Here is a 25,483-nt window from a genome sequence, read left to right on the forward strand (position 1 = left end):
AAATCATAAATTTGAGATGTCTGCTTAACTGATTCACACCAAATCATTTTTAAGGAAGTTAACTAGCAGAACTAGTTAACTAAGTTCGAATAGCCAAATACAAGATTTGGATTCTCGCATATCTAATTAGGAGGAATAGTTATGTCAATTAAGTTTCCAGAAGGATTTTTATGGGGAGGAGCTACTGCTGCAAACCAATTTGAAGGTGCATATAATGAAGATGGAAAAGGTTTATCAATTCAAGATATATTAATATTACCAAAGGGGTTAAGAGGAACGAAAACTTCCGAACCAACAGAAGATAATATGAAGCTTATAGGAATTGATTTTTATCACAGATATAAAGAGGATATAAAACTATTTGCTGAAATGGGTTTTAAAGTATTTAGATTATCAATTGCATGGTCAAGAATATTCCCAAATGGCGATGATAAAGAACCAAATGAAAAAGGATTGCAATTTTATGACAATGTATTTGATGAATTAGCTAAGTATGGAATTGAACCTTTAATTACAATTTCACATTATGAGACACCGCTTGCTCTAGCTAAGAACTATGATGGGTGGGTTAATAGAAAGCTTATAGGATTTTTCGAGAATTATGTAAGAACAATATTTACAAGATATAAAGATAAGGTAAAGTATTGGATTACGTTTAATGAAATAAATTCAGCGTTACATTCTCCTTATATGAGTGCAGGAGTATGGACTCCAAAAGAACAATTAAGTAAACAAGATTTATATCAAGCTATGCATCATGAATTAGTAGCAAGCGCACTTGCAGTTAAAATTGGCCATGAAATTAATCCGGAGTTTAAAATTGGATGTATGATACTCGGGGTACCAAATTATCCATTAACTCCAATTCCAAGTGATGTTCTAAAGACAATGGAGCAAGATAGACAAAATCTTTTCTTTGCAGATATTCATGCAAGAGGAGAATATCCTAAATATATGAATAGATTCTTTAAAGAAAATAACATAGAAATAAGGATTGAACAAGGAGATGAAGAAATACTAAAAAATACAGTAGACTTTATTTCGTTTAGTTACTATATGAGCTCATGTGCAACTTCAGATCCAGAAAGGAATAAAAAAGGGGAAGGAAATATTATTTCAGGCGTACCCAATCCATATCTGAAAGCATCTGAATGGGGTTGGCAAATAGATCCAGAAGGATTAAGGTATATTCTTAATCAACTATATGATAGATATCAAAAACCATTATTTATAGTTGAAAATGGATTAGGTGCTGTTGATGAATTAATCACTGATGAAAATGGAAATAAGAGTGTAAATGATTATTATAGGATAAACTACTTAAATGATCATTTAGTTCAAGTTGCAGAAGCTGTTGAAGATGGTGTTGAGCTTATGGGATACACTACATGGGGATGCATAGATTTAGTAAGTGCATCAACTGCTGAACTGAAAAAGAGATATGGTTTTATATATGTAGATAGAAATGATGACGGAAGCGGAACTTTAGAAAGATATAAGAAAAAGAGCTTCAATTGGTATAAAGAAGTTATTGCTACAAATGGGGCTAGTTTGAAAAAATAAAGTAAATACAATTAATTAGATACTAATAAACAGCATCACCAGAGAATATATTTTATCTAATGGTGATACTGTTTTTATATTAGGCAAGCTTATGTATTTTCTTAGATTTTTCTCTAACATATCTAATATCAGCTGGAATATCTTTTTCTTGCATTTCTTTTGGAACAGAGGTTGTACCAGCAGATTTTGCTGTTTCATAATACCAGCATTTGTATCTTAATACATTAAGGGTTTCTTGCAATTGAGATATTTGAGATTCTACTGTTTTTCGTTGTTCTTGAAACATATTTAAGCGCTGGTCAATTGTTTCATCGCCTTGCATTACCCATTCAATAAAAGTCTTAATATCCTTAATTGACATACCGGTTTTTTTTAAACAGTCTATCATGAACAGCCACTCAAAATCGGAATCTTTAAACATTCGTGTGCCACTTTCGCTACGTTCTACAAATGGGAGTAAGCCTTCTTTGGCATAAAAACGAAGAGTATATGGGGAAATATTTATTTTTTTTGATATATCACTGATTGTATAATACATGAGTTTCCTCCTAAAAATAAGAAAATAGAAAATAAAAATCAAAATAAGTCTTGACTTAGAGTCGACTATTAAGTTTAAGATGATTATATCACATAGAAAAATATGTGTAAATTTTCATAATAAATTTTAGGAGGAAAAACTATGAGTTTTAATATGTATGTACCTACAAAAATTTTATTTGGGGCTGGAATGCTTAATGTGCTTCATGAACAGGAATTACCAGGAAAAAAGGCAATGATTGTGATATCTAATGGAAAATCTACAAGAGCAAATGGTTACTTAAGCCGCACAGAAGATGAGCTTAAGAAGGCTGGGATAGAATCAGTTGTATTTGATAAGGTTGAGCCTAATCCGGTAAAGGACACAGTAATGGAAGGTGCTGCTTTTGCAAAAGAAAATGCTTGTGACTTTGTAGTAGCTCTAGGCGGTGGAAGCTGCATTGACTCTGCTAAAGCTATGGCAGTAATGGCAACAAATGAAGGAGATTTATGGGATTATATTGGAAGTGGAACAGGCAAAGGTAAATCTGTAACAAATAAGCCATTACCTATAGTAGCTATAAGCACAACTGCAGGAACAGGATCTGAAGCAGATGCAGGATGTGTAGTGACAAATCCCGAAACAAATGAAAAAGTTGGATTAAAGACACCGCTTATTTTTCCGGTATTATGTATAGAAGATCCAGAACTTATGATAAGTGTTCCAAAGAACTTTACTGCATATCAAGGATTTGATGCATTAAGTCATAGCTTAGAAGGATATGTGTCTAAGTTTGCAAATCTTATGAGTGATATGTATGCAATTACTGCAATAGAAAATGCTGGACGTTATCTTGCCCGTGCTGTTAAAGATGGTAATGATATAGAAGCCAGAGAACGTGTAGCATTTGCAAATATTTTATCTGGAACTGTTATGTGTGTTGGAACAACTTCAAGCCAGCATTCCCTTGAACATGCATTATCAGCGTATCATCCAAATCTTCCACATGGAGCAGGGCTTATAATGCTATGCCGTGCTTATTTTACAAATATCATTGAAAAGCATGTGTGTGATGAACGTTTCATACGCATGGCAAAGGCAATGGGTATGGAAGAAGCTAGTGATCCAATGGACTTTATTAAAGTGCTAAATAAACTGTTAGATGACTGTGATGTAGCAGCTTTAAAGATGAGTGATTATGGAATTTCTCCAGATGAATTCCCTAAGATGGCAGATAATGCAATGGGACCAATGGGAGGTTTGTTTGCTTGTGACCGTGTAAAACTGACTCGTGAAGATTGTATTTCTATTTACCAAAAATCTTATAAATAATTAGGTTCTTTTAATTCGATATGAAAATAAATATTTAAATCTAATAATGAAAAATTAAGATTTATTATAATCTTATTAGATTTATATCAGACTTTAAAAGTTCTATTAAATTAACCATTTTATGCTAGTTCAAATTATAATTCAAGGATATTTTGTGCATTTTATATTATAAAAATTTCTAATATAAAATGCACAAGGTGTTAACATAACATAACCTATAAAAATAAAGGGAGATGTCATAATGAAAAAATTAAAAAGGTTACTTGCAAGCTTTTTTACATTACTGATATTATTCTCAATAGTACCCATTGCGGCACATGCGGAATGGAAAAGTAATTCCGCAGGATGGTGGTATACAGAAGGAAGTTCATGGGCTACAGGATGGAGAAATATTGATGGAAATTGGTATTATTTTTATTCCGATGGGTATATGGCAAGTGACACAACAATTGATGGATATTATGTAAATTCAAATGGAGTATGGATAAGTACTAATAATAGTAATAAAACAAATGATAAAAGTCAAGTTGCAAACGTATCTACTTCAACAAAGACTAAGGATGGATCAAAAAAGATTCTTATTGCATATTTTTCACAAACTGGAACTACAGAAAAAGCAGCTAAGAGAATTCAGGAACTCACTAAAGGTGATATTGTTCAAATTAAAACAGTGACGCCATACCCTGATAGTTATCAACAATTAACTGAGGTTGCTAAAAAGGAAAAAGACGATAATGCTAGACCAAAGTTAGCGACGAAAGTAGAAAATATGAATGATTATGATGCGATTTTTATTGGTTACCCGATTTGGTGGCATACAGCACCAATGGCAATAGATACATTCCTTGAATCATATAATTTGTCGGGAAAGACTGTTGTTCCTTTCTGTACAAGTTCAGCAAGTAATATTGCAGAAAGTATGGGAGCAATTAACACTCTTTGTCCAAAGTCAAACATATTGGAAGGATTAAGAGCAAATGATATAGATGATATTGAACCGTGGTTGAAAAAAATAGGTGTTACTAGTTAAATTGAATGAGAAAAATAGGAAAATGAGTTGTTATTAAATTATCAAGATGAATTCATGAATACAGCAGATAATGAGCTGGAGTAATGAAGATTTGTTTATATATAATCGTAAATAGATGACATTTAGTAACTGAATTTCTAGTTATTCAAAATTTTATAAATGACTAAAGGAGGAAGAAACTAATAATGAAAAAGATTTTATTGGCTATGCTATGTTTCATAATGGCACTTTTCATTGTAGGCTGTGGTAGTATTGGTGGTAAGTCCCAAAACGCTGAGCAAGGAAAAGTTACTTCAGCAGATAAAACTGAGACTGGCACGGATAATTCAAGTGACGGTAATACGTCAAATTCAAATAGTTCTACTTCCATAAAGAATAAGGATGGAGCAAAAAATATTCTTGTAGCATACTTTTCACATTCTGGAAATACAAAAGTGATTGCAGATCAAATTCACGAAACTGTTGGAGGAGATATTTTCGAAATTAAGCCAGTAGATACATATCCTACGAATTATAATGAAGTTGTAGATCAAGCAAAGAAGGAACAAGAAGAGAATTTTAGACCAAAACTTGCAACAAAGGTTGACAACATTGATTCGTATGATGTGATTTTTGTTGGATATCCTGATTGGTGGGGAACTATGCCAATGCCAGTATTTACTTTTTTAGAACAATATAATTTATCAGGAAAAACCATTGTTCCATTTTGTACTCATGAAGGGAGCGGTTTAGGCAGAAGTGTAGATGACATCAAGAAAACTTGTCCTCAGTCAACGATTTTAGAAGGTCTGGCAGTACGTGGAAGTAACGTAAACAAAGCAAATAAAGATGTTTCAGATTGGCTGAAGAAAATAGGGATGTCAAAATAATAAAAGAAACAGGAGCTTGGAATATATGAAAAAATAATGTTAGCAAAATTCATCATGATTACTGACAGTTTTAAGGGAAAGTGAGGTATATGAAATATGGGTAGCAATGGAAGGATGTTTTTTTATGTACAATAAACAGTTGGAAACTTTTATACAAGTAGCAGAGGCTGGGAGTTTTTCTAAAGCTGCTGAAATTTTATATATTACACCTACTGCGGTTACCAAACAAATTAATATTCTAGAATCTAGTCTGGAATTACAATTGTTTGTAAGGACTCATAGGGGGCTTACATTAACAGAGGCTGGAAAATCTCTATATGCAGACGCAAATTACATCATTAAGTATTCAAAAGAATCTATTGATAGAGCAAAAAAAGCTATGGAAGAGAAAAATATAAATACAATTAGGATTGGAACATCATTGATGACACCGAGCAGCATTTTAATGGATTTATGGCCAAAGATTCATGAACTTTGCCCAAATTTGAAGGCTCAATTGGTTTCATTTGAAAACACTCCTGAAAACGCAAGAGAAATTCTCATGCATCTTGGACAAAACATCGATTTGGTGCCCGGCGTTTTTGATGGGGAATTTCTAAATCAACGAAAATGTGCGGCGCAGGAACTTTCAAGAAAGAAAATTTGCTGTGCGGTATCTATACATCATAGGTTAGCTGCAAAAAGTAAGCTGACAATTCAAGATTTGTTTGGTGAAAACCTGATGTTGATTAGAAGAGGATGGAACAGTTATATTGATATTATGAGAGATGATATTTGGAAAAATTATCCCGAAATTACAATAAAAGATTTCTCGTTTTATGATGTGAATGTGTTCAATCAGTGTGGAAATAGCAATGATGTCTTAATGGTATTTGATTATTGGGAGAATGTTCATCCATTATTGAAAATTATTCCAGTAGAATGGAACTATGAAATTCCATTTGGATTGCTGTATTCACCAACTCCGTCTGAACATGTCCGTTCATTTATACAGGCTGTTTCTCAGATTTTTGAAGTAGAAGAATAAAAAATAAAGTGAAACTTTTCAGGTGGAGTTTTATACTCCACCTGAATTTAGTTGAAGCTATCCAGGATATAGCAACAGTTATCGCCAACTTGAAGAATCCGCGATTGTTTTTTGATTTTTTTGAGTTACAACCTTTAGGTTGATACTGGAAAACTTATTGAAACTTCTGTTAATTCTTAAATCTACTTATAATAAAATGCAAAGAAAGAATTAGTTATAAGACAATAAGGCAATATGATAAATAAAATATAATTATAAGTATGTCTAGTGGTTATTATGAAAAAGTAATAAATCGCATAATTATCAGAAAAATTCTTTAGTAGAAGATACTAATTTACCTGGTATTAAGGAAAGTGATGATAATATGATGGTAGGTAAAACAAAATTAATACCAAAGAATTATTATAAAGATGTAAATGAAGAAGGGACAATTGTCAGAGTAGATTATGATAATAAAAGTTATGCAGGAACCAAGGAAAGAATCTCAAACCCTGCATACGTTTATCTTGCTTGAGAGTTGACTCTAAGGTGTACACTAGTTTTATAAATCAATAAGAATTGTTGGTAGTTAATTTTATATGAAAAAATTTGAAAAGTATCGGATTTAGTTAACGCATAGAGGGTAGTAAGTAATATAGAAAATGTTTATCCACTTACTTTATTATAAATTAAAAATGGAGGAATTAATTATGTCAAAGATGTTATATAAAGATATACCCGTTGAAGATTTACTAACAATTAATGATAATCCATGGGGATTAGTATATCAAGGTGCTATCACTAAGAATGAATTTGGTAAAGTCAATATTCACCCAATAAGCTATGTATTAAATGGTTTGAAAATTGCTGCTAATGTTTATACACCAGCTGATTATGATGCATCCAAGAAGAACCCTGCAATTATAGTTGCACACCCTAATGGTGGGGTTAAGGAACAAGTCGCTGGATTATATGGTCAGCATTTAGCTGAAAATGGTTATATCACTATCGTTTCCGACGCTTCATATCAAGGTGCAAGTGAAGGGCAACCTCGTAATGTTGATAAACCTCAGTTCCGTGTCGAAGATATCCATGGTATGGCAGATATTATTTCCATCTATCCTGGTGTTGACTCAGAACGCATTGGAATATTCGGTATTTGCGGTGGGGGTGGTTACACTTTAAGAGCCGCTCAAACCGACAAGCGCTTCAAAGTGGTTGTTACTTTGAGTGCGTTTAACAGTGGACTTGTTCGTCGCAATGGTTTTCTAGATTCTCAAATAGACACTATCCAAGAACGATTGCAACAAGCTACAGCTGCTCGTGCACAAGAATCTGCCGGTGGAGAGGTATTATACTCAGCTGACCTATTAGATCTCACAGATGAACAAGCAAAAGCGTTACCATATGATCTTTATCGTGAGGGTTACGAATATTATGGCAGAACTCATAAACATCCAAACTCTACATTCAAATACACTTTAAGTAGTCTTCTAGATTTGTTTACGTTCGATGCTTCAGAGAGTATGGATCTTATCAACCAACCATTACTGATGATGGTCGGAAGCATTGCTGATACTTTCTATTTAACTGAAAAAGCATTTGCTGCAGCAACAGGTACGAACGATAAGGATTTGTTCTTCATCAAGGGAGCTACTCATATCCAAACATATTGGAAACCAGAATACGTTGCTCAAGCGGTAGAAAAAGGAGTAGATTTCTTTGATAAACGTCTCTAATCAGTATAGCAATAGTAGGATGTGAAATATGCAATAAAAAGGCTGGAAAAATCTGAGCTGTCCCACGAAAGTTGGATCAATAACCTAACTTTCGTGGGGCTTTTTAATGACTTTAGTCAGTTTCACTCGTTTAACATGTAGAATGGAGTTTTTTATGTCTAATGACGATAAGAGTTTATCTCACGAACAACGGAATAGTAAGCATCATATAGCGTTCATTTCAAAGTATAGAAAAAATAATCTATGCTTTTTTAGTAGTGTAGTTTATGTCTGTGAAGAATACACAATAACTATATTCTTCATCTTTTTTATTATTGAAAATATCATTTAGAACAAAACCAATATTGTCGGCTTTTTTCGCATACATTAAGAATTTTTTCAAATTGCTCAAAATCTGCAACAGCAGTGTGTATCGCAATCAAGACAAGATATTTTTGATTTAGGAACACAGAAGCTATAAACAACAGTCTGTGAATGAAAGATGAGTAGTAATTGAAGAATCCACGACTGTTTTGTGTATTTTTTTAAGTTACAACCTTTAGGTTGATACTGGAGAACTTATTGAAACTTCTGTTTATTATCTGATCTACTTATAATAAAACTGTAAAGAGAGAGGATGATTAAACAAGAATGGAGTGCGTTAAATAAAATATGAATAATTTTATTTTTGAGAATACGACAAAAATTTATTTTGGACGAGGTTGTGTAAAAGAATATCTTGCAAATGCTCTTTCAGATTATGGAGATAATGTTATGTTTGCCTATGGAAGTGAGGATATTAAACAAAATGGAATCTATGGTGAAGTTATGGAGATACTCAATGCAGCTAGAAAGAATGTCATTGAGTTTTCAAATATTATGCCTAATCCTACTTACGAAAAGGTATTGGAGGGGACAGCACTGGCAAAAGAAAATGCTGTAGAGTTTATACTTGGTGTTGGTGGTGAAGATGTTTTGGATTGCTGTAAGGCTATTTCTATGGCGGTTGTTTCAACAGAGGATGTATGGAATAAGTATTGGGGAAAGATGAGTGTTATAGATTTTGAACCACTACCTCTTGGTGTAATTGTAACAGTTGCTGGTACTGGAAGTGAGATGAACGGCTGTGCAACAATCACTAATGAAAAGTATAAAGTGAAAACAGGTCGTGATTATCTAAAATGCAATCCAAAGTTTGCTATGATTGACCCAGAATATACATACAGTGTATCAGCGGATAAGATGGTGTCTGGTGGGTTCGATACTTTAACTCATATCATGGAGACTTATTTCAGCGAACCAAATGAAGATAATGTTTCTGATGATATTTCAGAGGCGCTGATGCGAAGTGTTATCCGCAATCTGCGCACAGCAATCAAAAATCCAAAAGATTATACGGCTCGAAGTAATCTAATGTGGGCATGCACCATGTCCGAGAATCGTATCATTAAGCTAGGCAAGAAGGTGACTTTTGAAGTTCATAATATTGGGAATCAACTGGATGCTTATACAAACTGCAACCATGGCTGCGGTATAGCAGTCATAGGCCCGGTTTATTATCAACATATCTATTCCTACGACCTTTATAAGTTTGCTCGCTTTGCTCGAAATGTCTGGAACATTAAAGTAGAAGGAAAGACAGAAGATGAACTAGCAAGAGCAGGCATTGAGGCACTTTCTGATTTCATAAAAGAAATTGGATTGCCTTCAACACTTCATGAGCTTGGTAATATTGATAAGGACCTGCTAAAGCAGATTGCGGACTCTTGCAAAATCTCTGCTGAAAGTTATAAGAAGATGACCAACCAAGAAATATTGAAAATTTTAGAAGAATGTTATTAATAAATGGTTATAGGTTGCCTTGATTAACCTAAATGTATTATATAAGGAGAAATCAATGAGAAAAGTATTAGTTTTATCAGGAAGCCCAAGAAAAGGAGGTAATTCAGACACTTTATGTGATCAGTTTATAAATGGGGCAGAGGAGTCAGGTAATTTTGTCACTAAGATTTATATAAGGGATTGTAAAATTGGAAGTTGTAATGCCTGTTATGCCTGTAAAAAAAGCAGTATCTGTGTGCAGAAGGATGACATGACTAATATTCTTCAGCAGATGATAGATGCAGATATCATCGTTTTAGCTACACCTGTATATTTTTATTCTATGGATGGCCAGATGAAAACACTGATAGATCGTACATTGCCGCGCTATATGGAAATTAGGGGTAAAGATTTTTACTTTATTGCAACTGCAGCTGCAGGTAAGAGTTCAATGGAGCGTACCATCGATAGTTTGCGTGGATTTACAGATTGTCTTCCAATGTCTCATGTAAAAGGTGTAATTTATGGAGCAGGTGCTTGGCAGCTTGGAGATATTCAAGGCAATAAAGCAATGCAGGAAGCATATAAAGCAGGGAAAAATGCATAAGAATATGTAAAGTTTTAACAGATGAACTAAAGTTATGAATTTACAAAAGTAGAGGAGAATGTAGAATATAATGAACAAAGAAACAAACAACAATTGGAAAATTTACATGCTGACTATTATCTGTTTTGTGGTTGGAACGACGCAATTCAGCATAGTTGGAATGTTAGATAAAATTGCTGAATCTGTAGGTGTATCTGTATCAACAGCTGGTCAGCTTGTTACTGTATATTCACTAAGTAATGCAATAGGAACGCCACTTGTAGTTGTGGCGATATCTAAAATGAATCAGCGCAAGCAACTGCTGCTGGCTCTTGCAATAATATTATTAGGAATCAGCTGTATGCTTGTGCTGCCAGGCTTTACATCCCTGATGACTGCGCGAGTTATACTTGGCATTGGATCAGGTGTCTTTGTAGTTAATGCTTATGGAATGGCAAGAAAAGTTAGCCGCTCCTGGACGTCAAGGCAGTGCTATGTCAAATGTTGCAATGGGCTTTAGCTCCTCACTTGTATTTGGAGTACCACTAGGAAGAATGGTAGCAGGGGCATATGGATGGAAAGCAATCTTTTGGATTATTGCAGTTATCTGTTTGTTTGCATTATTAGTTATTAAGCAATCAATACCAGCACTTGAAGGAGATGTTTCAGTACCTATTAATAAAAGATTTGCTCTTTTGAAGAATCCTAGAATAGCATTTATGCTTAGTGTAACAGTATTTGTATTTATCTGTTTTTCTATTATTGATACGTATATTACTCCATTTCTTACAGCAGCTATGCCGATGATGAAAGATAAAATAAGTATTGTTCTTATGATTTTAGGTGTTGGAAGCTTAATTGGTTCAAAAGCTGGAGGTTTCTTGGCTGATAGGATTGGAATCAATCGCACAATATTTAGTGCTATTGCAATTCAAATTATTACCCTTGTGTTAGTGTCTTTATTAGGTATAGGTTGGTCAATGGGCACTATAATATTACTTATGATTTGGGAGATAGCTTGTTGGACATTTGGACCAACTCAAAACTTTAACCTAGTGTCACTTGCACCTGAAGTTTCGTCAATAGCTCTTAGTCTTAACAGTACCTTTGTACAGATTGGATTCTCCTTAGGTGCAGTCATTGGAGGAATCGTTGTAGGAGGATGGTCTGTAATGTCAATTACATGGATTAGTGCAATAGCAGCGGTTATAGCTATATTTGCTTTTAGTTTTGCCCGTTCGTTATCAAGCACTGATGATGAAGCAAGTAAGGAAGAACAATTTATGGAAGAAGAATATGAAATGTGATAATTTGAGTAAACAATTCAATGGCAGCTAATGATCATATTGATTAAAAAGGATGAGAGCTTGATATGATGAAACATGTTGTCTAAATTCACAAAAAGTATTTATTAACTTTCATATCAGGGAAGTTAACGGTATATTTTTTTCTTTCACCATCTAATAAAGCTTTTTAAATCTTAATTTTGACGTGCACGTTGGCTATTAAGTGTACAGGAATAAAGGTAAAAAAGCAATATAAAATGGATATACAACAAAAAAGAATAGAGATAAATTAAATGCAAAATAGAAAGGAATATTATTAATGTCATTAGAAAGTACAATTATTAAAAAATTTTTCAAGCAAGAAAATCAAACACCTTTTAAAGTTAAATTTAAAGATGGAGAAGTATTAAATATAGGTGAGGGAGATTCTAAGTTTGTGATTAAAGTAAATGGAGATATAAGTAAGAATTTATTACTTACTAGCACATCACTAGCTTTAGGGGAAGCTTATATGGATAATATACTTGATATTGAAGAAGGAGATTTATATGATGCTTTAGATATTGTATTAGCAAAACTAGATGATTTTGATGTAAATGAGAATGCATTAAGTAAATTGATATTTTCGTCTACATCTAAAAAGAATCAAAAGAAAGAAGTAAGTTCCCATTATGATATAGGAAATGATTTTTATAAACTTTGGTTAGATGAGACTATGAGTTATTCCTGTGCATATTTTAAAAATAAAGATGATACATTGTATGAAGCACAAAAAAATAAAGTTGATTATATTTTAAAAAAGCTACAATTACGTGAAGGAATGGGTTTACTTGACATTGGATGTGGCTGGGGTTATTTACTAATTGAGGCTGCAAAAAAATATAAAATTCACGGAGTTGGAATTACATTAAGTGAGCAACAATATCTAAAATTTAAAGAAAGAATTAAAGAAGAAAACTTAGAAGAGTATTTAACTGTCGAACTAATGGATTATCGTGATTTAAAAAAGAGTGATTTGAAATTTGATAGAGTTGTAAGTGTCGGAATGCTTGAACATGTAGGTCGTTCTAATTATGAGCTTTTCTTTAAAAATGTAAATTCAGTATTAAAAGATCAAGGACTATTTTTATTACATTACATTAGCGGAAGAAAAGAATCTTCAGGAGATCCGTGGATCAAAAAATACATATTTCCAGGCGGAGTTATTCCTAGTCTGCGAGAAATAATAAATATAGGAAGCGAATTAAACTACTACACATTGGATGTTGAAAGTTTAAGACGGCATTATCAAAAAACATTACTTTGCTGGTATGAAAATTACAATAATCATATAGATGAAATTTCAAAGATGTTTGACGAAAGATTTATTAGAATGTGGAAGCTATATTTAGCGGCTTGTGCTGCATCATTCCATAATGGAATGATTGATTTGCATCAAATATTATTTGTAAAAGGAAATAATAATACATTAGAAATGACTAGAGAGCATTTATATAAATAATATAGCAGAGAAGCGGTAAATAAAATTTAAGAAAATGAAACAAATAAGAATCAATTAGAAGATACAGTTAATGTATTATGAAAGTTTGGTGATTTTTACTATATTTTTGAAGAAAAAGAAGCTATCTATTGAGCAGGAACCTGGGCGAAAAGGGATATAGGTTCATATCTGGTGTTGTATAATTCTTATTCTTTTTGGAATTTAGTGAGTGGCCTGGAGGGCTTTTTATTGATTTGGCTGCAATAATGGGAACATGCATATGTGTGACAAGTTATATTTTGAAATTAGTAAAAAGGTTGAAAATGAAAGGAGAATTTGAAATATGGAAAAAAGAAAATTAGGCAGAAGTGGATTAGAGGTATCTAGTATTGGTCTTGGCTGTATGGGAATGAGTTATGGATATGGAACAGTTTCAGATAAAAAAGAAATGATATCACTAATTCATAAGGCAATTGAAATGGGAATTACTCTATTTGATACAGCAGAGGTCTATGGACCATATATAAATGAAGAATTACTTGGTGAGGCATTAAAGCCTTATAGGGAGAAAGTTATTATAAGTACTAAATGTGGAATAAAAGTTGTGAATGGAAATCAGGTACTAGATGGAAGACCTGAAGTAATCAGAGAATCAGTGGAGGGGTCTTTGAAGAGATTAAAAACAGATGTGATTGATTTATACTACTTACATCGTGTTGACCCTAATGTCCCTATAGAAGTAGTAGCAGATACTATGAAGGAATTAATAAAGGAAGGTAAGATAAAACATTGGGGGCTTTCAGAAGCTGGAATTAACACAATTAAAAAGGCACATGAAATCTGCCCGCTAACAGCAGTGGAAAGTGAATATTCTATGATGTGGAAAAAGCCAGAAGAAGAACTATTTCCGCTTTTAGAAGAGCTAGGAATTGGATTTATGCCATTTGCACCACTAGGAAAAGGATTTTTGACGGGCGCTTTTAATAAAAACACTGAGTTTACTAAGGGTGACCTTCGTAGTCAACTTCCAAGATTCTCATCAGAAAATATGGAAGCAAATAAGGTTTTAATTGATTTAATTTATAAGGTCGCTGAAGAAAAAAGTGCTACACCTGCTCAAATAGCTTTAGCATGGGTATTAGCACAAAAACCTTGGATTGTTCCAATACCAGGTACAACAAAAATTCATCGTTTAGAGGAGAATACAGGAGCAGCAAAAATCGCTTTAACTTATGAGGATCTTAGTAAATTAAATGATGCATTATCAAAAATTACTGTAGTGGGAGAGCGTTACCCAGCGGGATCGGATATGGCTAAAAGAGCTGGAAAATAAAATATAATAAAAAATACTATTAGAAGAAATGGAGCGGTAATAATGAAAGTTTTATTAGTAAATGGAAGTCCACATGAGAAAGGATGCACTTATACTGCAATATCGGAAGTCGCAGATACATTACAAAAGGAAGGCATTGATACGGATATATTCTGGATTGGGAAAAAGTCTTTGTCTGGCTGCGTTGCATGTGGCGGTTGCAAGAAGATTGGAAAATGCGTTTTTAATGATACAGTAAATGAATTTATGAATGTTGCTACGGACTACGATGGATTCATATTTGGTTCACCAGTACATTTTGCGGCTATGGATGGGGCGATGAAAAGTTTCATGGATAGAGCCTTCTTTTCAAACATGGGAAGAGAAAAGAACGCTTTTATGCTAAAACCTGTGGCAGCTGTCGTATCTGCAAGAAGAGCGGGAACTACTGCAGCGTTAGACCAGATGAATAAATACTTTGCACATGGTCAGATGCCTATTATTTCTTCAAGATATTGGAACATGGTGCATGGAAATTCGCCTGAGGAAGTACGACAGGATTATGAAGGAATGCAGATAATGCGTGTTCTTGGAAGAAATATGGCATGGTTTCTAAAATTGGTTGAAGCAGGAGAAAAATTGAGTGTGGAACGACCAAAGCAGGAAGATAGGCGCATCAGCACAAACTTTATCCGATAAGTGGCATGGGAGGTGAAACGATGAGGACATGGTTTATTACCGGATGTTCATCCGGGATTGGAAGAGGAATTGCAAAAGCTGCACTGAACGCTGGAAATCAGGTAGTGGCAACTGGAAGGAATGTAGAAAAATTGAAGGAACTGACGGAGGTTTATCCAGATAAGGCTTACGCAGTTGCACTGGATGTATCTAAATTGGAGGCTATAGAACACACGGTAAAAGCTGCCTGTGATAAGTTTGGAACAATAGATGTTCTTGTGAATAATGCGGGCTATGGATATCGTAGTGCCATTGAGGAAAGCGAAGTGGACGAAATTCAAATGCTGTTTCAAGTTAATTGCTTTGGACCAATAGCACTTATTCAAAAAGTGCTGCCTTTGATGAGAGAGAAGAAAAGTGGAACAATTATTAACATTACTTCCATCGGAGGCGTGAGAGGAGCAATTGGTAATGGTATGTATTCAGCAGCAAAAGGAGCCATGGAACTAGCATCTGATACACTTTATAAGGAATGCAAACCATTGGGAATACGTGTATTAACAGTTGAACCGGGGAGTTTCCGTACAGAATTTTATAGTTCTTTAAAGGGAACAAGTAAGAATATAAAAGATTATGCTGAAACAGCAGGTAAGTGGCATATAGAAAATATGGTCAATTATCATAACCAGACTGGTAATCCTGAAAATGCCGGAAAGATAATCGTTAATATGGTAGAAAAGGAAAAACTACCAAAGAGACTTGCTTTAGGCAGTGATGCTGTAAAAATCATTCAGGATGAATATGAAGAGAGATTAGTTGAACTGCGGGAATGGAGCAATATCAGTAGACAGTCTGATTATTAACAGACGATCCCGAAAAGCAGTGGTCAAAATGAGCTTGTTTGACCGTTAAAAGGTTCAATCAGACAGGCAATTCTTTATTATAGTATAAAAAAATAGAAAAGTGCTTGACTGAGAGTATACTCTCAGTAGTAAGCTGATTCTAAAATAAATTTTTTCTGAAAGTGAGTTGATTCAAAGTTAATTGACAAGGTTGAAAAAAGTGAAAATTGTTAATTTGTAGTAAATCATTTAATAAAAGAAATGGAGAGATAAGAATGAAAGTATTATTAGTAAATGGAAGCCCACATCAAAAAGGATGTACTTATACCGCATTAACAGAAGTTGCAGAAACATTAAATAATGAGGGTGTTGAAACTGAGATTTTCTGGATTGGCAATAAAGCTTTGAATGGATGTATTGCATGCAAGGTATGTGCTACTAAGAAGAAATGTGTATTTGATGATAGAGTAAATGAATTCCTTGATATAGCTGCAGACTATGACGGATTTATTTTTGGATCACCAGTACACTGGGCATCAGCAGGTGGTGCAATAACATCATTTTTAGATAGAGTATTTTATGCAGATTTAAACGGAGGCAGACAGTCATTTTATTTAAAAGCTGCAGCATGTGTTATATCAGCAAGAAGAGCAGGAACAACTGCAACTTATGATCAATTAAATAAATATTTTGGGTTAATGCAGATGCCAATTGTTTCGTCACAGTATTGGAATATGGTTCATGGTGCTACTCCTGAGCAAGTAAAACAGGATATAGAAGGACTTCAGACTATGAGAACGCTAGGAAGAAATATGGCATTTTTCTTAAAATGTAAGGAAACTGGTCTTAAGAACGGTGTAAAGATGCCAGAGAGAGAAACTGGTGTATTTACCAATTTCATAAGATAATCATTAACCTATCATCTGAGCATATAGAATAGTTAAAAAATGCAGGTAATGTGATAGAACCAATTGAAATTCTGTTTGACAGTGACAATTTGTTGCCATTCATAATACTTGCATTTCTATTTAATTAAAATACCCTAAAAATAATTAAATAAGGAGAAAAATAATTATGAAAAAGATTCTATTGACTATACTATGTTTCATGCTGTTACTCTTTTCTGTAGGTTGTGGAAGTAATAGTAATAATTCATCTTCTGCTAGGCAGGAAAAAGTTACTTCTTCAGATGGAACAGAGGATGGTGATGATATTTCTAGTGCAAGTGATACGTCAAATTCAAATGGATCTACGTTAGCAAAGAGTAATAATGGCACGAAAAGGATTCTGATTGCATATTTTTCACAAACTGGGACTACAGAAAAAGCTGCTAAAAGAATTCAGGAGCTTACAAAAGGTGATATTTTTGAAATTAAAACTGTTACACCATACCCTAATGAATATAAGGAATTAACTGATGTTGCTAAAAAGGAAAAGGAAGAGAACGCCAGACCTAAGTTAGCGACAAAAGTGGAGAATATAGATAATTATGATGTGATTTTTGTTGGTTATCCAATCTGGTGGCATACAGCACCAATGACAATAGATACTTTTCTTGAATCTTACAACTTATCAGGTAAAACAGTTGTTCCTTTCTGCACAAGTTCATCAAGTGATATTAAAGAAAGTATGGAAGCAATCAATAGCCTTTGTCCAAATTCAACTATATTGGAAGGATTAAGAGCAAATGATATTAGTGACATTGAACCATGGTTGAAAAAAATAGATATTATTAAATAAACTGAGTTATAAGATTAAGAAGATAAATACAATAATACTATTATTTTTAAGTAGTTTAGATATTTTTGAACCAGAGCTAACAATAAATTAGTGCAAACGTTCAAGTGGACAACTTCTGAATTATTAAGCTATGAAGTAAAGATTAGTTATTTTTGAAATAGGACATGATATCAAGTCCAAATTAAAGGGGGAGAAAATGGAAATACTATCATTTATAAAACAATACATAACAAAACCTAGAACAGTTGGAGCGATACTTCCTAGCTCGAAGTATCTTGCAAACAAGATGATTGAAGATATTGAGTTTAAGAGTGCAAGATATATTGTGGAATATGGTTCTGGTACAGGCGTGTTTACTGAAAAAATAGTAAAAGGAAGAAAAAAGAATACCAAAATTCTGCTTTTTGAGAGCAACAAAAAATTTTGTGATTTACTTAAAGATAAATATAAAAATGAATCTGATATTTATGTTATTAATGATTCAGCTGAATACATTGGGAAATACATGAAAAAATACAATATCCCGTGGATAGATTATATTGTCTCAGGACTTCCATTTGCAAGCTTACCTAATGATTTATCTTCAAATATTTTGAAAGAAACACAAAAGCATTTAAAGGAAGAGGGCAAATTTATCACATTTCAATACACTTTATTAAAGAAAGATTTTATTAAAAAGTACTTTAATAAGGTAAGTGTAAAAAGGGAAGTAAGGAACGTGCCACCTGCATATGTATTTTGCTGCAGTTTCTAATTTTATGTTAATTAGTGATTTACTTATGTATTGAAATCTGTAATAGATTAAGTCATAGTTTTTAATGTGTTAATATAAATTCTAGATAAAAAGGGAGAAGTCAAATTGGACAAGTTATTTAAAGGTATTGTGCTTATATTTTGGGTTACAATTTTATTAATATTTTTTAAGTATGAATTATACAATGATGGCACTGATAAAATTATAAAATTCTTAAATACATACAAGGAATATAGTGAATTATTATTTCTAATAATTGCGTCTCTAAGAATTTTTACTTTGATTCCATGTACTGTTTTTATAATCGTCGGAGGAGTTTTGTTTAATCCGTTAGAAGCTTTTATTCTAACAGCAATTGCAAATTTAATTAGTGAAATGTTATTATTTTTCTTTGTTAAACTCACATTTGGTATGAGCTATCAAAAGAAGATAATACAAAAGTATCCTAAAATATACAACATGGTAAAAAAGAATAGTGTACAAATTCTAGCATTAGGCGTTTCATCGCCTGTTGTGCCTAGTGATATAGTTTGTTTCTTTTCTGTATTAACAGAGATTACTTTAATTAAGTATATTTTAACAATACTTATAGCTGATACTCCAGTAATTCTGTTGTATACATTTTTAGGCGTAAGCATAAGATACTCTATATTTGTATTTATTACTATATTAATAGTTTTAATTTTAGTAAATCTTATTAATTTTAAAAGATGGAATAATCAAATAAGTGAATAAATAAAAAATGAGAAATAAAAAAATATTCACTGAAAGCTGAGGCAGGACTACACTGTACGTGCTTACCTGCTAGTAGAAAGAATTAATACAAAGAATCTTAGAGTAATTCTTTGTATTTCATATAATGAAAGGGTTATTCAGTATCTCCTACAGCATCTTGAAAGAACTGTTGCTTTTCAAATTCCTTTATAGGATTCTGCATTAACTCCGGAGTGTTTGTAGTACCAGCTTCTTTAGCTATACGATAGTATTCGCATTTGTAACTAATTAAATCCAGTGATTTCTGAAGAATAGCTATTTGCTTCTCAGTTTCTCTCTTTCTTTCCAAAAACATTTCATAACGCCTATCAATAGTAGAATCACCTTTTTCGCACCACTCAAAGAAAGTTTTAATTTCTTTTAATTCCATTCCAGTGTTTTTTAAACAATCTATCATATTTAACCAACGAACATCAATCTCACTGAATACACGAACGTTACCATTTGTACGCTCAACTAAAGGAAGAAGTCCTTTCTTATCGTAATATCTTAAAGTTGAAATGGGAATTTCAAGCATTTCAGAAACTTCACCAATTGAATATGTCATATCTTTCACCTCAAAAAATCATTTTACCTAAAATGTATTAAATCAAGTATTTAATTATTATATAACCTAAACCTAGCTAGAGGTCAATATTTATTTTATATTGATTGGTAAACACTAACAAAAAATAATAATGATCTTTAAGATGAAAAAATATAAAATTTATAAAAAATTTAAAAAAGTAGTTGACCTAAAGTTAGGTTTAGGTATTAGGATAAAAGTATAGAATTTTGTGTTGAGTAATTAAATAAATATAAAATGCGCAACATAAAGTGAAACTTTTCAGATGGAGTTTTAACTCTATCTGAATTTAGTTGAACTTATCCAGGAGCGTGTAGCCGTTATCGCCCGGTTAAGCAGATAAGTGAAAGTCCAAATCTATGAGTTGATGATGAACGCTTACTCTGTGAGCATTCATCCGACTTGAGGAAGAGGGAAGAGTGTTACGGATGCTAGCTATCGGATAAATTCAAGAAACAGTGTTAAATTTGGAGGCGAAATTAATGAGTAATTTAGAAGAATTAAAAGCTACTACTGTATTCCCTATGGGAGAAGAAAATAAAATGTTTGAAAAGTACTTTGTAGGAAAGAGTTATTTAAACATGCTTACTATGGAAAGAATAGGGATAGGCAATGTAACATTTGAACCAGGATGCCGTAACAACTGGCATATACATCATAAGGGTGGACAGATTTTGTTATGTACAGCGGGCAGAGGTTATTATCAAGAATGGGGAAAAGAGCCCCAAGAATTACATCCAGGAGATGTAGTTAATATTCCACCAGAAGTAAAACATTGGCATGGAGCAGCACCAGACAGCTGGTTTGCACATCTGGCAGTGGAAGTTCCAGCAGAAGGTGGATCTAACGAGTGGTTAGATCCTGTATCTGATGAAGAATATGGGAAGTTAAAATAGTAGGAGCAAAAATGGAGAGACCCTATATTGTTTTCAGTAGAAATGCGAATACAATTAATTGTATTAATGAAATTGAAAAATAATTGATGCGCAAAAATGCGCAGGAATGGAGAAAAGAATGAATTTAGATTTTACTTATCAAAACCCAACAACAATACATTTTGGAAAGAATTCTTTAGATAAGTTAAGCAGTGAACTTGCAAATTATGGTGATACCATTATGCTTGCTTATGGAAAAGGTGCTATTAAGAAAAATGGACTTTATGACCAGGTTGTATCAATCTTAAAGGAAAATGGTAAAAACATCGTAGAACTATCTGGAATTATGGCAAACCCAACTTATGAAAAAGTAATGGAAGGAGCTGCTCTTGTACGTGATAATAATGTAGATTTGATTTTAGCTGTTGGTGGTGGTTCTACAATTGATTGCGCAAAGGCTATTTCAGTATCTGCATATTGTGTTGGTGATGCGTGGACACGTTACTGGATAAATTTTGAACCTGTAGATAATAAAATAGTGCCAGTTGCATCTATCCTTACATTGGCAGGAACAGGATCTGAAATGAATGGTGGATCAGTTATTACCAATAATGATGTAAAACTTAAGAATGGACGTGTTTTCCCATCAAATGTTAACCCAAAGTTTTCAATATTAAATCCAGAATATACATTTACGCTGCCTCAATATCAAATGGTAAGTGGAGTTTTTGATATGATGTCACATTTAATGGAAGCTTATTTCTCAGGTGAAGATGATGTGACTTCAGATTATTTGATTGAAGGACTTCTTCGTTCTATCATAAATAGTGCACAAATTGCAATAAAAGATCTTGAAAACTATGAAGCAAGAAGTAATTTAATGTGGAGTTCTACTCTTGCAATGAATCCAATCATGGGATTAAGCAAAACTCAAGACTGGGAAGTTCATATGATTGAGCATCAACTAGGGGCTTATACTGATTGTGCACACGGTATGGGACTTGCAGCAATATCACTTCCATATTACAGATATATATCGAAATTTGCTTTAGATAAATTTGTTCGTTTTGCGAGTCGAGTATGGGGTGTTGATGAAGCTGGAAAGACAAAAGAAGAAGTTGCTTTAGAAGGTATTGATGCTATGGAAAAATTCATAAAAAAATGTGGTATAATAACAAGCCTTAAGGAACTTGGTGCAACAGAAGAAATGCTTCCACTAATTGCAAATTCAACTGTACTACTTCCGGGTGGATATAAAGCTTTAACTGCGGAAGAAATTTTAGAGATTTTAAACACTGCCTATGCTGCAGTATAAGACAGAGGATTGTAAGAAAGGAAAATAAGATTATGAAAAAACAAACTGCAGGCAGAGATGCTCTTGGATCATTTGCACCAAAATTTGCAGAATTGAACGATGACGTTCTTTTTGGAGAGGTCTGGTCAAGAGAAGATAAGTTATCATTAAGAGACCGCAGTATTATTACTGTAACTGCGCTAATGACAAAAGGGATATTTGATAATTCTCTAAAATATCATATCATGAATGTTAAGAACAATGGTGTAAGTGCTGAAGAAATATCAGAAATAATCACTCATCTTGCGTTCTATGTAGGATGGCCTAATGCGTGGGCAACATTTGCATTGGCAAAAGAAGTATATGGTGAATAATATAATGAACTTAAGTAATGAATAATGAGTAAACAGACCACCGAGTAAGGAGCATAAGTTCTTGTTCAGTGGTCTTTTGATTTGTCAATAATGGGGAACAATATGAAAAAATATGGTTCTTTTGATATTACATTGCTGGATGGCGGCCAGTATGGCAGGCGTTGGACTTGGATATGGAAGCTGTACAAGCTAATTTGGTCCAATAGAAAAGCCAATGACTTATGAATTAATAAGAAAGATAGCTAAATTTAGGATTGCTGAGAATATAAAAAAATCAGAAGAAATATTGAAAAAGAAAATAAGGAAAGGCAAAGTTTAAAGAAATATTATGGTATATATTTTAACATATTAATTTAAAAATCTAAGAAAATAAGATAATATTAAAGTAAATATTAAAGTATTGAGATAGGTGATTATAAGTTTGAATCGGAGATATAGAGACATTTTAAGTATAATTTTAAATACAGATGAATGTATCACTGGAAATGAATTAGCTAGACTTTGCAATGTGACTATTCGCACAATAAGACATGATATTAAAGAAATTAATGTTTTATTAAAAGAATACAATGTTGAAATAGATTCTAAAGTAAAAAAAGGTTATTTTCTTAATAAAGAAAATAAAGAAGTTTTGAAGAAAAACAATATTATAAGAAAAGTGTTGGATTATGAGTATATAATTGAAACACCAAATTTGCCATTAGAGAGACAGATGTACATACTGCTGAAATTAACAACTAAAAAATATATTACTGTGGAGGAATTAGCAGAATCCTTATATGTATCTGAAGCTACTATAAATAACGATGTTATTCTTATTAATAAATGGTTAAAGAAAGATTTGAAATTAGGAATAAGCTATTCTTTAAATGAAGGAATTACGCTTAAGGCTAATGAAAAAGAAAAAAGAAATATTATCAGCTGGGTTTTATCTATAAAGACTAATGTAAGCACTATTACTAAGTATTGGAATTATTTATTTGAAGAGAAGGATGTTATTATAGTAGATAGAGCTAGAGACCTTTACCATATTGTGAGTGCTGAAACTAAAAAATATAATTATTATTTATCAGGTCATAGTGCCCAACTTCTATGCTATGAAATATTAGTTGCAGTTAAGCGTTGTCAATTAGGCTTTAATTTAAATGATTTAGATGATATAAATGATGATCTTATACCAGTAATGACTGAGGTAAGAGAAAAAGTAGAAAAGGATTTAGAAGTGAATTTATCAAAAACAGAATGGCTTAACTTACAGCAATATTTTAAATCAAAACAATTTCTTCATGGAACAAATATTATAAACATAGAAACAGAGGAAGCTATTTGCATAGTGGATGAGTTTTTGATAACTTTACATGATAAGTTCAAGATAGATTTAAGTTTTAATCCAGATAATAAGTATAAGTTACTTTTATATGTTGCACCAATGATAAATCGTTTAAAATATAGACATTGTATACCGAATAAGATAAGGGAAAAAGTTACGCAAACCTATAAAACGGAATTTAAAATGGCGACTGAAATAGCATATATTATTAAAAGAAAACTAAATTTGAATATGGAATTGATAGAATTAGCTTATATAACTATTCATTTAGTATCTATGAGTGGAATGTGGAAGTATAAATTATATACTGCTATTGTTTGCGATTACGATGAGTCTATAATAAGTTTTATTAAAGATAAAATTGATAATCATTTTGGAGAAAAAATAAAAATTTCTAAAATTTATGATTATCAAGAATTTATGTATGAGAATGATGAAAATCTTAAAAAGATAGAGTTTATAATTTCAACTTCAACAATAGCTGATATTACTAATATTCCTTTTATTAGAATAAATCCTGAAATTGAATCAAATGACATTGATATGATTTCAGAATATCTTGATAATCATAAAAGTAAATTATAGTGAAGCAATCCTATAGACTAGAGTATTGACAAAGATGATACTCTGGTCTATAGGATTAATTTATTATGTAAGTGATAAAAATGTTAACATAAAGAATTTCCCTCTTTGGGGTGAAATTCTTTAGTTTGTAGAAATAATATTAGAGTGATTATAATAAAACTAAAGATTGGTACTGAGTAAATGATTATGGAGGTGAAATATGTATAAGCTTATTGCTATAGATATGGATGGAACGCTTTTAAAAGAAGATAAAACAATTACACCTAAAACTAAGGAAGCATTAAAAGTAGCTAGAAGCTTAGGAGTAAAAATAGTTTTGACATCTGGCAGACCAATTCAAGGTATAAAACATTATTTAAATGAATTACAACTTACAGGTAAAGAGGAGTATGTTATTGGTTTAAATGGTGCCTTGATATGCAGAAGTAGTGATTATTCAATAATAAGCAGTAATGAGACATTAAAAGGTAAAGACTTAAAATATATTTATAATAAAGTAAAGAATCTTAAAACATATTTTCATGCATTCACAAAAGATAAAGATTTGGTAAATATAGAAAGTAAATTTTCTAAAGATGAAGAGAAAAGGATAAATCTTAAAGTAAGAGTAGTAGACTTTCTTACAGAGACAAAGGATGATGATGAAATTCTTAAAGTAGTGTTAGAGGAAGAAAAAGATGTGCTTAATAAGATTATGTCTCAAATACCTAAAGAGTTATTTGAAGAATATAACGTAATTAGAAGTGTAGATTTTATGCTAGAATTTATGAAAAAAGGATGTAATAAGGCTACTGGAATAGAGAAGTTAGCTCAGCATTTAGGAATCCGCAAAGAAGAAATTATTGCTATTGGTGATGCGGTCAATGATAGAATATGCAGGCTTTGGAGTAGCTATGGGAAATGCAGAGGATGAAATTAAAATGCTGGCAAATTTTATAACAAAAAGTAATGAAGAAGATGGAGTAGCATATGTAATTAATAAATTTATAATAAATGATGTTTAAAAACAATTAGTATGTAGATAATCTTTCAGAAGTTAAGTACATCAACATAAAAATGTAAAACATTACAGGAGTAGATGAATGAGTTTTAATAAACTTAGTACATGATCTTATGTATTTAAAAATAGCCATTATATTTTAGGAGGTTAAC

Annotated in this window: 25 protein-coding genes and 1 pseudogene; 24 read left to right on the forward strand and 2 right to left on the reverse strand. The window is 32.4% G+C overall.

From position 1 onward, the window contains the following. Positions 1-141: 141 nt before the first annotated feature. Complete coding sequence (locus CDLVIII_RS04905; protein ID WP_009168321.1) at positions 142-1,563, forward strand: glycoside hydrolase family 1 protein; 1,422 nt, start codon at positions 142-144, stop codon at positions 1,561-1,563. Between the two features lie 79 nt (positions 1,564-1,642). Here CDLVIII_RS04905 and CDLVIII_RS04910 read toward each other — a convergent pair whose 3' ends face one another. Further along, on the reverse strand, positions 1,643-2,101 hold the full coding sequence (locus CDLVIII_RS04910; RefSeq protein ID WP_009168322.1) for a MerR family transcriptional regulator: 459 nt from the start codon (positions 2,099-2,101) through the stop codon (positions 1,643-1,645). A gap of 141 nt (positions 2,102-2,242) precedes the next feature. Between CDLVIII_RS04910 and CDLVIII_RS04915 the strand changes: the two genes are divergently transcribed. From CDLVIII_RS04915 to CDLVIII_RS04990, 18 genes are all read left to right on the forward strand, one after another. Continuing rightward, positions 2,243-3,412, forward strand: coding sequence for an iron-containing alcohol dehydrogenase (locus CDLVIII_RS04915; protein ID WP_009168323.1), 1,170 nt, complete (start codon positions 2,243-2,245; stop codon positions 3,410-3,412). A gap of 241 nt (positions 3,413-3,653) precedes the next feature. Next, positions 3,654-4,442, forward strand: a complete 789-nt coding sequence (locus CDLVIII_RS04920; RefSeq protein ID WP_009168324.1) for a flavodoxin — start codon at positions 3,654-3,656, stop codon at positions 4,440-4,442. A gap of 185 nt (positions 4,443-4,627) precedes the next feature. Further along, complete coding sequence (locus CDLVIII_RS04925; protein ID WP_009168325.1) at positions 4,628-5,311, forward strand: flavodoxin; 684 nt, start codon at positions 4,628-4,630, stop codon at positions 5,309-5,311. Positions 5,312-5,435: 124 nt separating this feature from the next. Continuing rightward, positions 5,436-6,338, forward strand: a complete 903-nt coding sequence (locus tag CDLVIII_RS04930; protein WP_009168326.1) for a LysR family transcriptional regulator — start codon at positions 5,436-5,438, stop codon at positions 6,336-6,338. 364 nt (positions 6,339-6,702) lie between these two features. Continuing rightward, positions 6,703-6,852: a hypothetical protein gene (locus CDLVIII_RS31065; protein ID WP_009168327.1), complete on the forward strand. Its 150-nt coding sequence runs from the start codon at positions 6,703-6,705 to the stop codon at positions 6,850-6,852. A gap of 175 nt (positions 6,853-7,027) precedes the next feature. Beyond that, positions 7,028-8,056 carry an alpha/beta hydrolase gene (locus tag CDLVIII_RS04935; protein ID WP_009168328.1) on the forward strand — a complete coding sequence of 343 codons (1,029 nt, stop codon included), beginning with the start codon at positions 7,028-7,030 and terminating at the stop codon, positions 8,054-8,056. A gap of 651 nt (positions 8,057-8,707) precedes the next feature. Then, positions 8,708-9,877 carry an iron-containing alcohol dehydrogenase gene (locus CDLVIII_RS04940; protein WP_009168329.1) on the forward strand — a complete coding sequence of 390 codons (1,170 nt, stop codon included), beginning with the start codon at positions 8,708-8,710 and terminating at the stop codon, positions 9,875-9,877. Between the two features lie 55 nt (positions 9,878-9,932). After that, on the forward strand, positions 9,933-10,463 hold the full coding sequence (locus CDLVIII_RS04945; RefSeq protein ID WP_009168330.1) for a flavodoxin family protein: 531 nt from the start codon (positions 9,933-9,935) through the stop codon (positions 10,461-10,463). A gap of 106 nt (positions 10,464-10,569) precedes the next feature. Continuing rightward, entirely contained in the window at positions 10,570-10,962 is a 393-nt protein-coding gene (locus tag CDLVIII_RS32445) for an MFS transporter (protein ID WP_278245896.1), read from the forward strand. Further along, the gene (locus CDLVIII_RS04950) at positions 10,889-11,749 is read left to right on the forward strand and encodes an MFS transporter (protein WP_278245897.1); all 861 of its coding nucleotides are present in this window, start codon (positions 10,889-10,891) and stop codon (positions 11,747-11,749) included. The genes CDLVIII_RS32445 and CDLVIII_RS04950 overlap by 74 nt, the downstream gene beginning before the upstream one ends. 298 nt (positions 11,750-12,047) lie before the next feature. Beyond that, entirely contained in the window at positions 12,048-13,229 is a 1,182-nt protein-coding gene (locus CDLVIII_RS04955; RefSeq protein ID WP_009168332.1) for a cyclopropane-fatty-acyl-phospholipid synthase family protein, read from the forward strand. 322 nt (positions 13,230-13,551) lie between these two features. After that, positions 13,552-14,541 carry an aldo/keto reductase gene (locus tag CDLVIII_RS04960; RefSeq protein ID WP_009168333.1) on the forward strand — a complete coding sequence of 330 codons (990 nt, stop codon included), beginning with the start codon at positions 13,552-13,554 and terminating at the stop codon, positions 14,539-14,541. Positions 14,542-14,583: 42 nt separating this feature from the next. After that, entirely contained in the window at positions 14,584-15,219 is a 636-nt protein-coding gene (locus CDLVIII_RS04965) for a flavodoxin family protein (protein WP_009168334.1), read from the forward strand. Positions 15,220-15,239: 20 nt separating this feature from the next. Then, a complete protein-coding gene (locus CDLVIII_RS04970; protein WP_009168335.1) occupies positions 15,240-16,061 on the forward strand; it encodes an oxidoreductase in 822 nt (273 codons plus the stop codon). Positions 16,062-16,315: 254 nt separating this feature from the next. Then, complete coding sequence (locus CDLVIII_RS04975) at positions 16,316-16,948, forward strand: flavodoxin family protein (protein WP_009168336.1); 633 nt, start codon at positions 16,316-16,318, stop codon at positions 16,946-16,948. A gap of 166 nt (positions 16,949-17,114) precedes the next feature. After that, entirely contained in the window at positions 17,115-17,780 is a 666-nt protein-coding gene (locus CDLVIII_RS04980; protein WP_009168337.1) for a flavodoxin, read from the forward strand. Positions 17,781-17,976: 196 nt separating this feature from the next. Then, entirely contained in the window at positions 17,977-18,534 is a 558-nt protein-coding gene (locus tag CDLVIII_RS04985) for an rRNA adenine N-6-methyltransferase family protein (RefSeq protein ID WP_009168338.1), read from the forward strand. Positions 18,535-18,639: 105 nt separating this feature from the next. After that, entirely contained in the window at positions 18,640-19,269 is a 630-nt protein-coding gene (locus CDLVIII_RS04990) for a VTT domain-containing protein (RefSeq protein WP_009168339.1), read from the forward strand. Positions 19,270-19,402: 133 nt separating this feature from the next. Here the strand turns inward: CDLVIII_RS04990 and CDLVIII_RS04995 are convergent, their stop codons facing one another. Continuing rightward, positions 19,403-19,855 carry a MerR family transcriptional regulator gene (locus tag CDLVIII_RS04995; protein ID WP_009168340.1) on the reverse strand — a complete coding sequence of 151 codons (453 nt, stop codon included), beginning with the start codon at positions 19,853-19,855 and terminating at the stop codon, positions 19,403-19,405. Positions 19,856-20,355: 500 nt separating this feature from the next. On the opposite strand from CDLVIII_RS04995, the gene CDLVIII_RS05000 reads away from it, so the two are divergent. From CDLVIII_RS05000 to CDLVIII_RS05020, 5 genes and pseudogenes are all read left to right on the forward strand, one after another. Continuing rightward, complete coding sequence (locus tag CDLVIII_RS05000) at positions 20,356-20,769, forward strand: cupin domain-containing protein (protein WP_009168341.1); 414 nt, start codon at positions 20,356-20,358, stop codon at positions 20,767-20,769. A 118-nt stretch (positions 20,770-20,887) separates the two neighbouring features. After that, complete coding sequence (locus CDLVIII_RS05005) at positions 20,888-22,063, forward strand: iron-containing alcohol dehydrogenase (RefSeq protein WP_009168342.1); 1,176 nt, start codon at positions 20,888-20,890, stop codon at positions 22,061-22,063. A gap of 32 nt (positions 22,064-22,095) precedes the next feature. Next, positions 22,096-22,416, forward strand: a complete 321-nt coding sequence (locus CDLVIII_RS05010) for a carboxymuconolactone decarboxylase family protein (RefSeq protein WP_009168343.1) — start codon at positions 22,096-22,098, stop codon at positions 22,414-22,416. Positions 22,417-22,837: 421 nt separating this feature from the next. Further along, positions 22,838-24,331, forward strand: a complete 1,494-nt coding sequence (locus CDLVIII_RS05015) for an HTH domain-containing protein (RefSeq protein ID WP_009168344.1) — start codon at positions 22,838-22,840, stop codon at positions 24,329-24,331. Between the two features lie 223 nt (positions 24,332-24,554). Then, positions 24,555-25,335, forward strand: a pseudogene (locus CDLVIII_RS05020) (Cof-type HAD-IIB family hydrolase). Positions 25,336-25,483: the final 148 nt, after the last annotated feature.

This window comes from Clostridium sp. DL-VIII, from assembly GCF_000230835.1.
Lineage (GTDB): Bacteria > Bacillota > Clostridia > Clostridiales > Clostridiaceae > Clostridium.

Bases quoted from the DNA above. Each gene is read 5' to 3' on its own strand.
- CDLVIII_RS04905 (WP_009168321.1), top strand. From the start codon at position 142: ATGTCAATTAAGTTTCCAGAAGGATTTTTATGGGGAGGAGCTACTGCT.
- CDLVIII_RS04910 (WP_009168322.1), bottom strand. From the start codon at position 2,101: ATGTATTATACAATCAGTGATATATCAAAAAAAATAAATATTTCCCCA.
- CDLVIII_RS04915 (WP_009168323.1), top strand. From the start codon at position 2,243: ATGAGTTTTAATATGTATGTACCTACAAAAATTTTATTTGGGGCTGGA.
- CDLVIII_RS04920 (WP_009168324.1), top strand. From the start codon at position 3,654: ATGAAAAAATTAAAAAGGTTACTTGCAAGCTTTTTTACATTACTGATA.
- CDLVIII_RS04925 (WP_009168325.1), top strand. From the start codon at position 4,628: ATGAAAAAGATTTTATTGGCTATGCTATGTTTCATAATGGCACTTTTC.
- CDLVIII_RS04930 (WP_009168326.1), top strand. From the start codon at position 5,436: ATGTACAATAAACAGTTGGAAACTTTTATACAAGTAGCAGAGGCTGGG.
- CDLVIII_RS31065 (WP_009168327.1), top strand. From the start codon at position 6,703: ATGATGGTAGGTAAAACAAAATTAATACCAAAGAATTATTATAAAGAT.
- CDLVIII_RS04935 (WP_009168328.1), top strand. From the start codon at position 7,028: ATGTCAAAGATGTTATATAAAGATATACCCGTTGAAGATTTACTAACA.
- CDLVIII_RS04940 (WP_009168329.1), top strand. From the start codon at position 8,708: ATGAATAATTTTATTTTTGAGAATACGACAAAAATTTATTTTGGACGA.
- CDLVIII_RS04945 (WP_009168330.1), top strand. From the start codon at position 9,933: ATGAGAAAAGTATTAGTTTTATCAGGAAGCCCAAGAAAAGGAGGTAAT.
- CDLVIII_RS32445 (WP_278245896.1), top strand. From the start codon at position 10,570: ATGCTGACTATTATCTGTTTTGTGGTTGGAACGACGCAATTCAGCATA.
- CDLVIII_RS04950 (WP_278245897.1), top strand. From the start codon at position 10,889: ATGGAATGGCAAGAAAAGTTAGCCGCTCCTGGACGTCAAGGCAGTGCT.
- CDLVIII_RS04955 (WP_009168332.1), top strand. From the start codon at position 12,048: ATGTCATTAGAAAGTACAATTATTAAAAAATTTTTCAAGCAAGAAAAT.
- CDLVIII_RS04960 (WP_009168333.1), top strand. From the start codon at position 13,552: ATGGAAAAAAGAAAATTAGGCAGAAGTGGATTAGAGGTATCTAGTATT.
- CDLVIII_RS04965 (WP_009168334.1), top strand. From the start codon at position 14,584: ATGAAAGTTTTATTAGTAAATGGAAGTCCACATGAGAAAGGATGCACT.
- CDLVIII_RS04970 (WP_009168335.1), top strand. From the start codon at position 15,240: ATGAGGACATGGTTTATTACCGGATGTTCATCCGGGATTGGAAGAGGA.
- CDLVIII_RS04975 (WP_009168336.1), top strand. From the start codon at position 16,316: ATGAAAGTATTATTAGTAAATGGAAGCCCACATCAAAAAGGATGTACT.
- CDLVIII_RS04980 (WP_009168337.1), top strand. From the start codon at position 17,115: ATGAAAAAGATTCTATTGACTATACTATGTTTCATGCTGTTACTCTTT.
- CDLVIII_RS04985 (WP_009168338.1), top strand. From the start codon at position 17,977: ATGGAAATACTATCATTTATAAAACAATACATAACAAAACCTAGAACA.
- CDLVIII_RS04995 (WP_009168340.1), bottom strand. From the start codon at position 19,855: ATGACATATTCAATTGGTGAAGTTTCTGAAATGCTTGAAATTCCCATT.
- CDLVIII_RS05000 (WP_009168341.1), top strand. From the start codon at position 20,356: ATGAGTAATTTAGAAGAATTAAAAGCTACTACTGTATTCCCTATGGGA.
- CDLVIII_RS05005 (WP_009168342.1), top strand. From the start codon at position 20,888: ATGAATTTAGATTTTACTTATCAAAACCCAACAACAATACATTTTGGA.
- CDLVIII_RS05010 (WP_009168343.1), top strand. From the start codon at position 22,096: ATGAAAAAACAAACTGCAGGCAGAGATGCTCTTGGATCATTTGCACCA.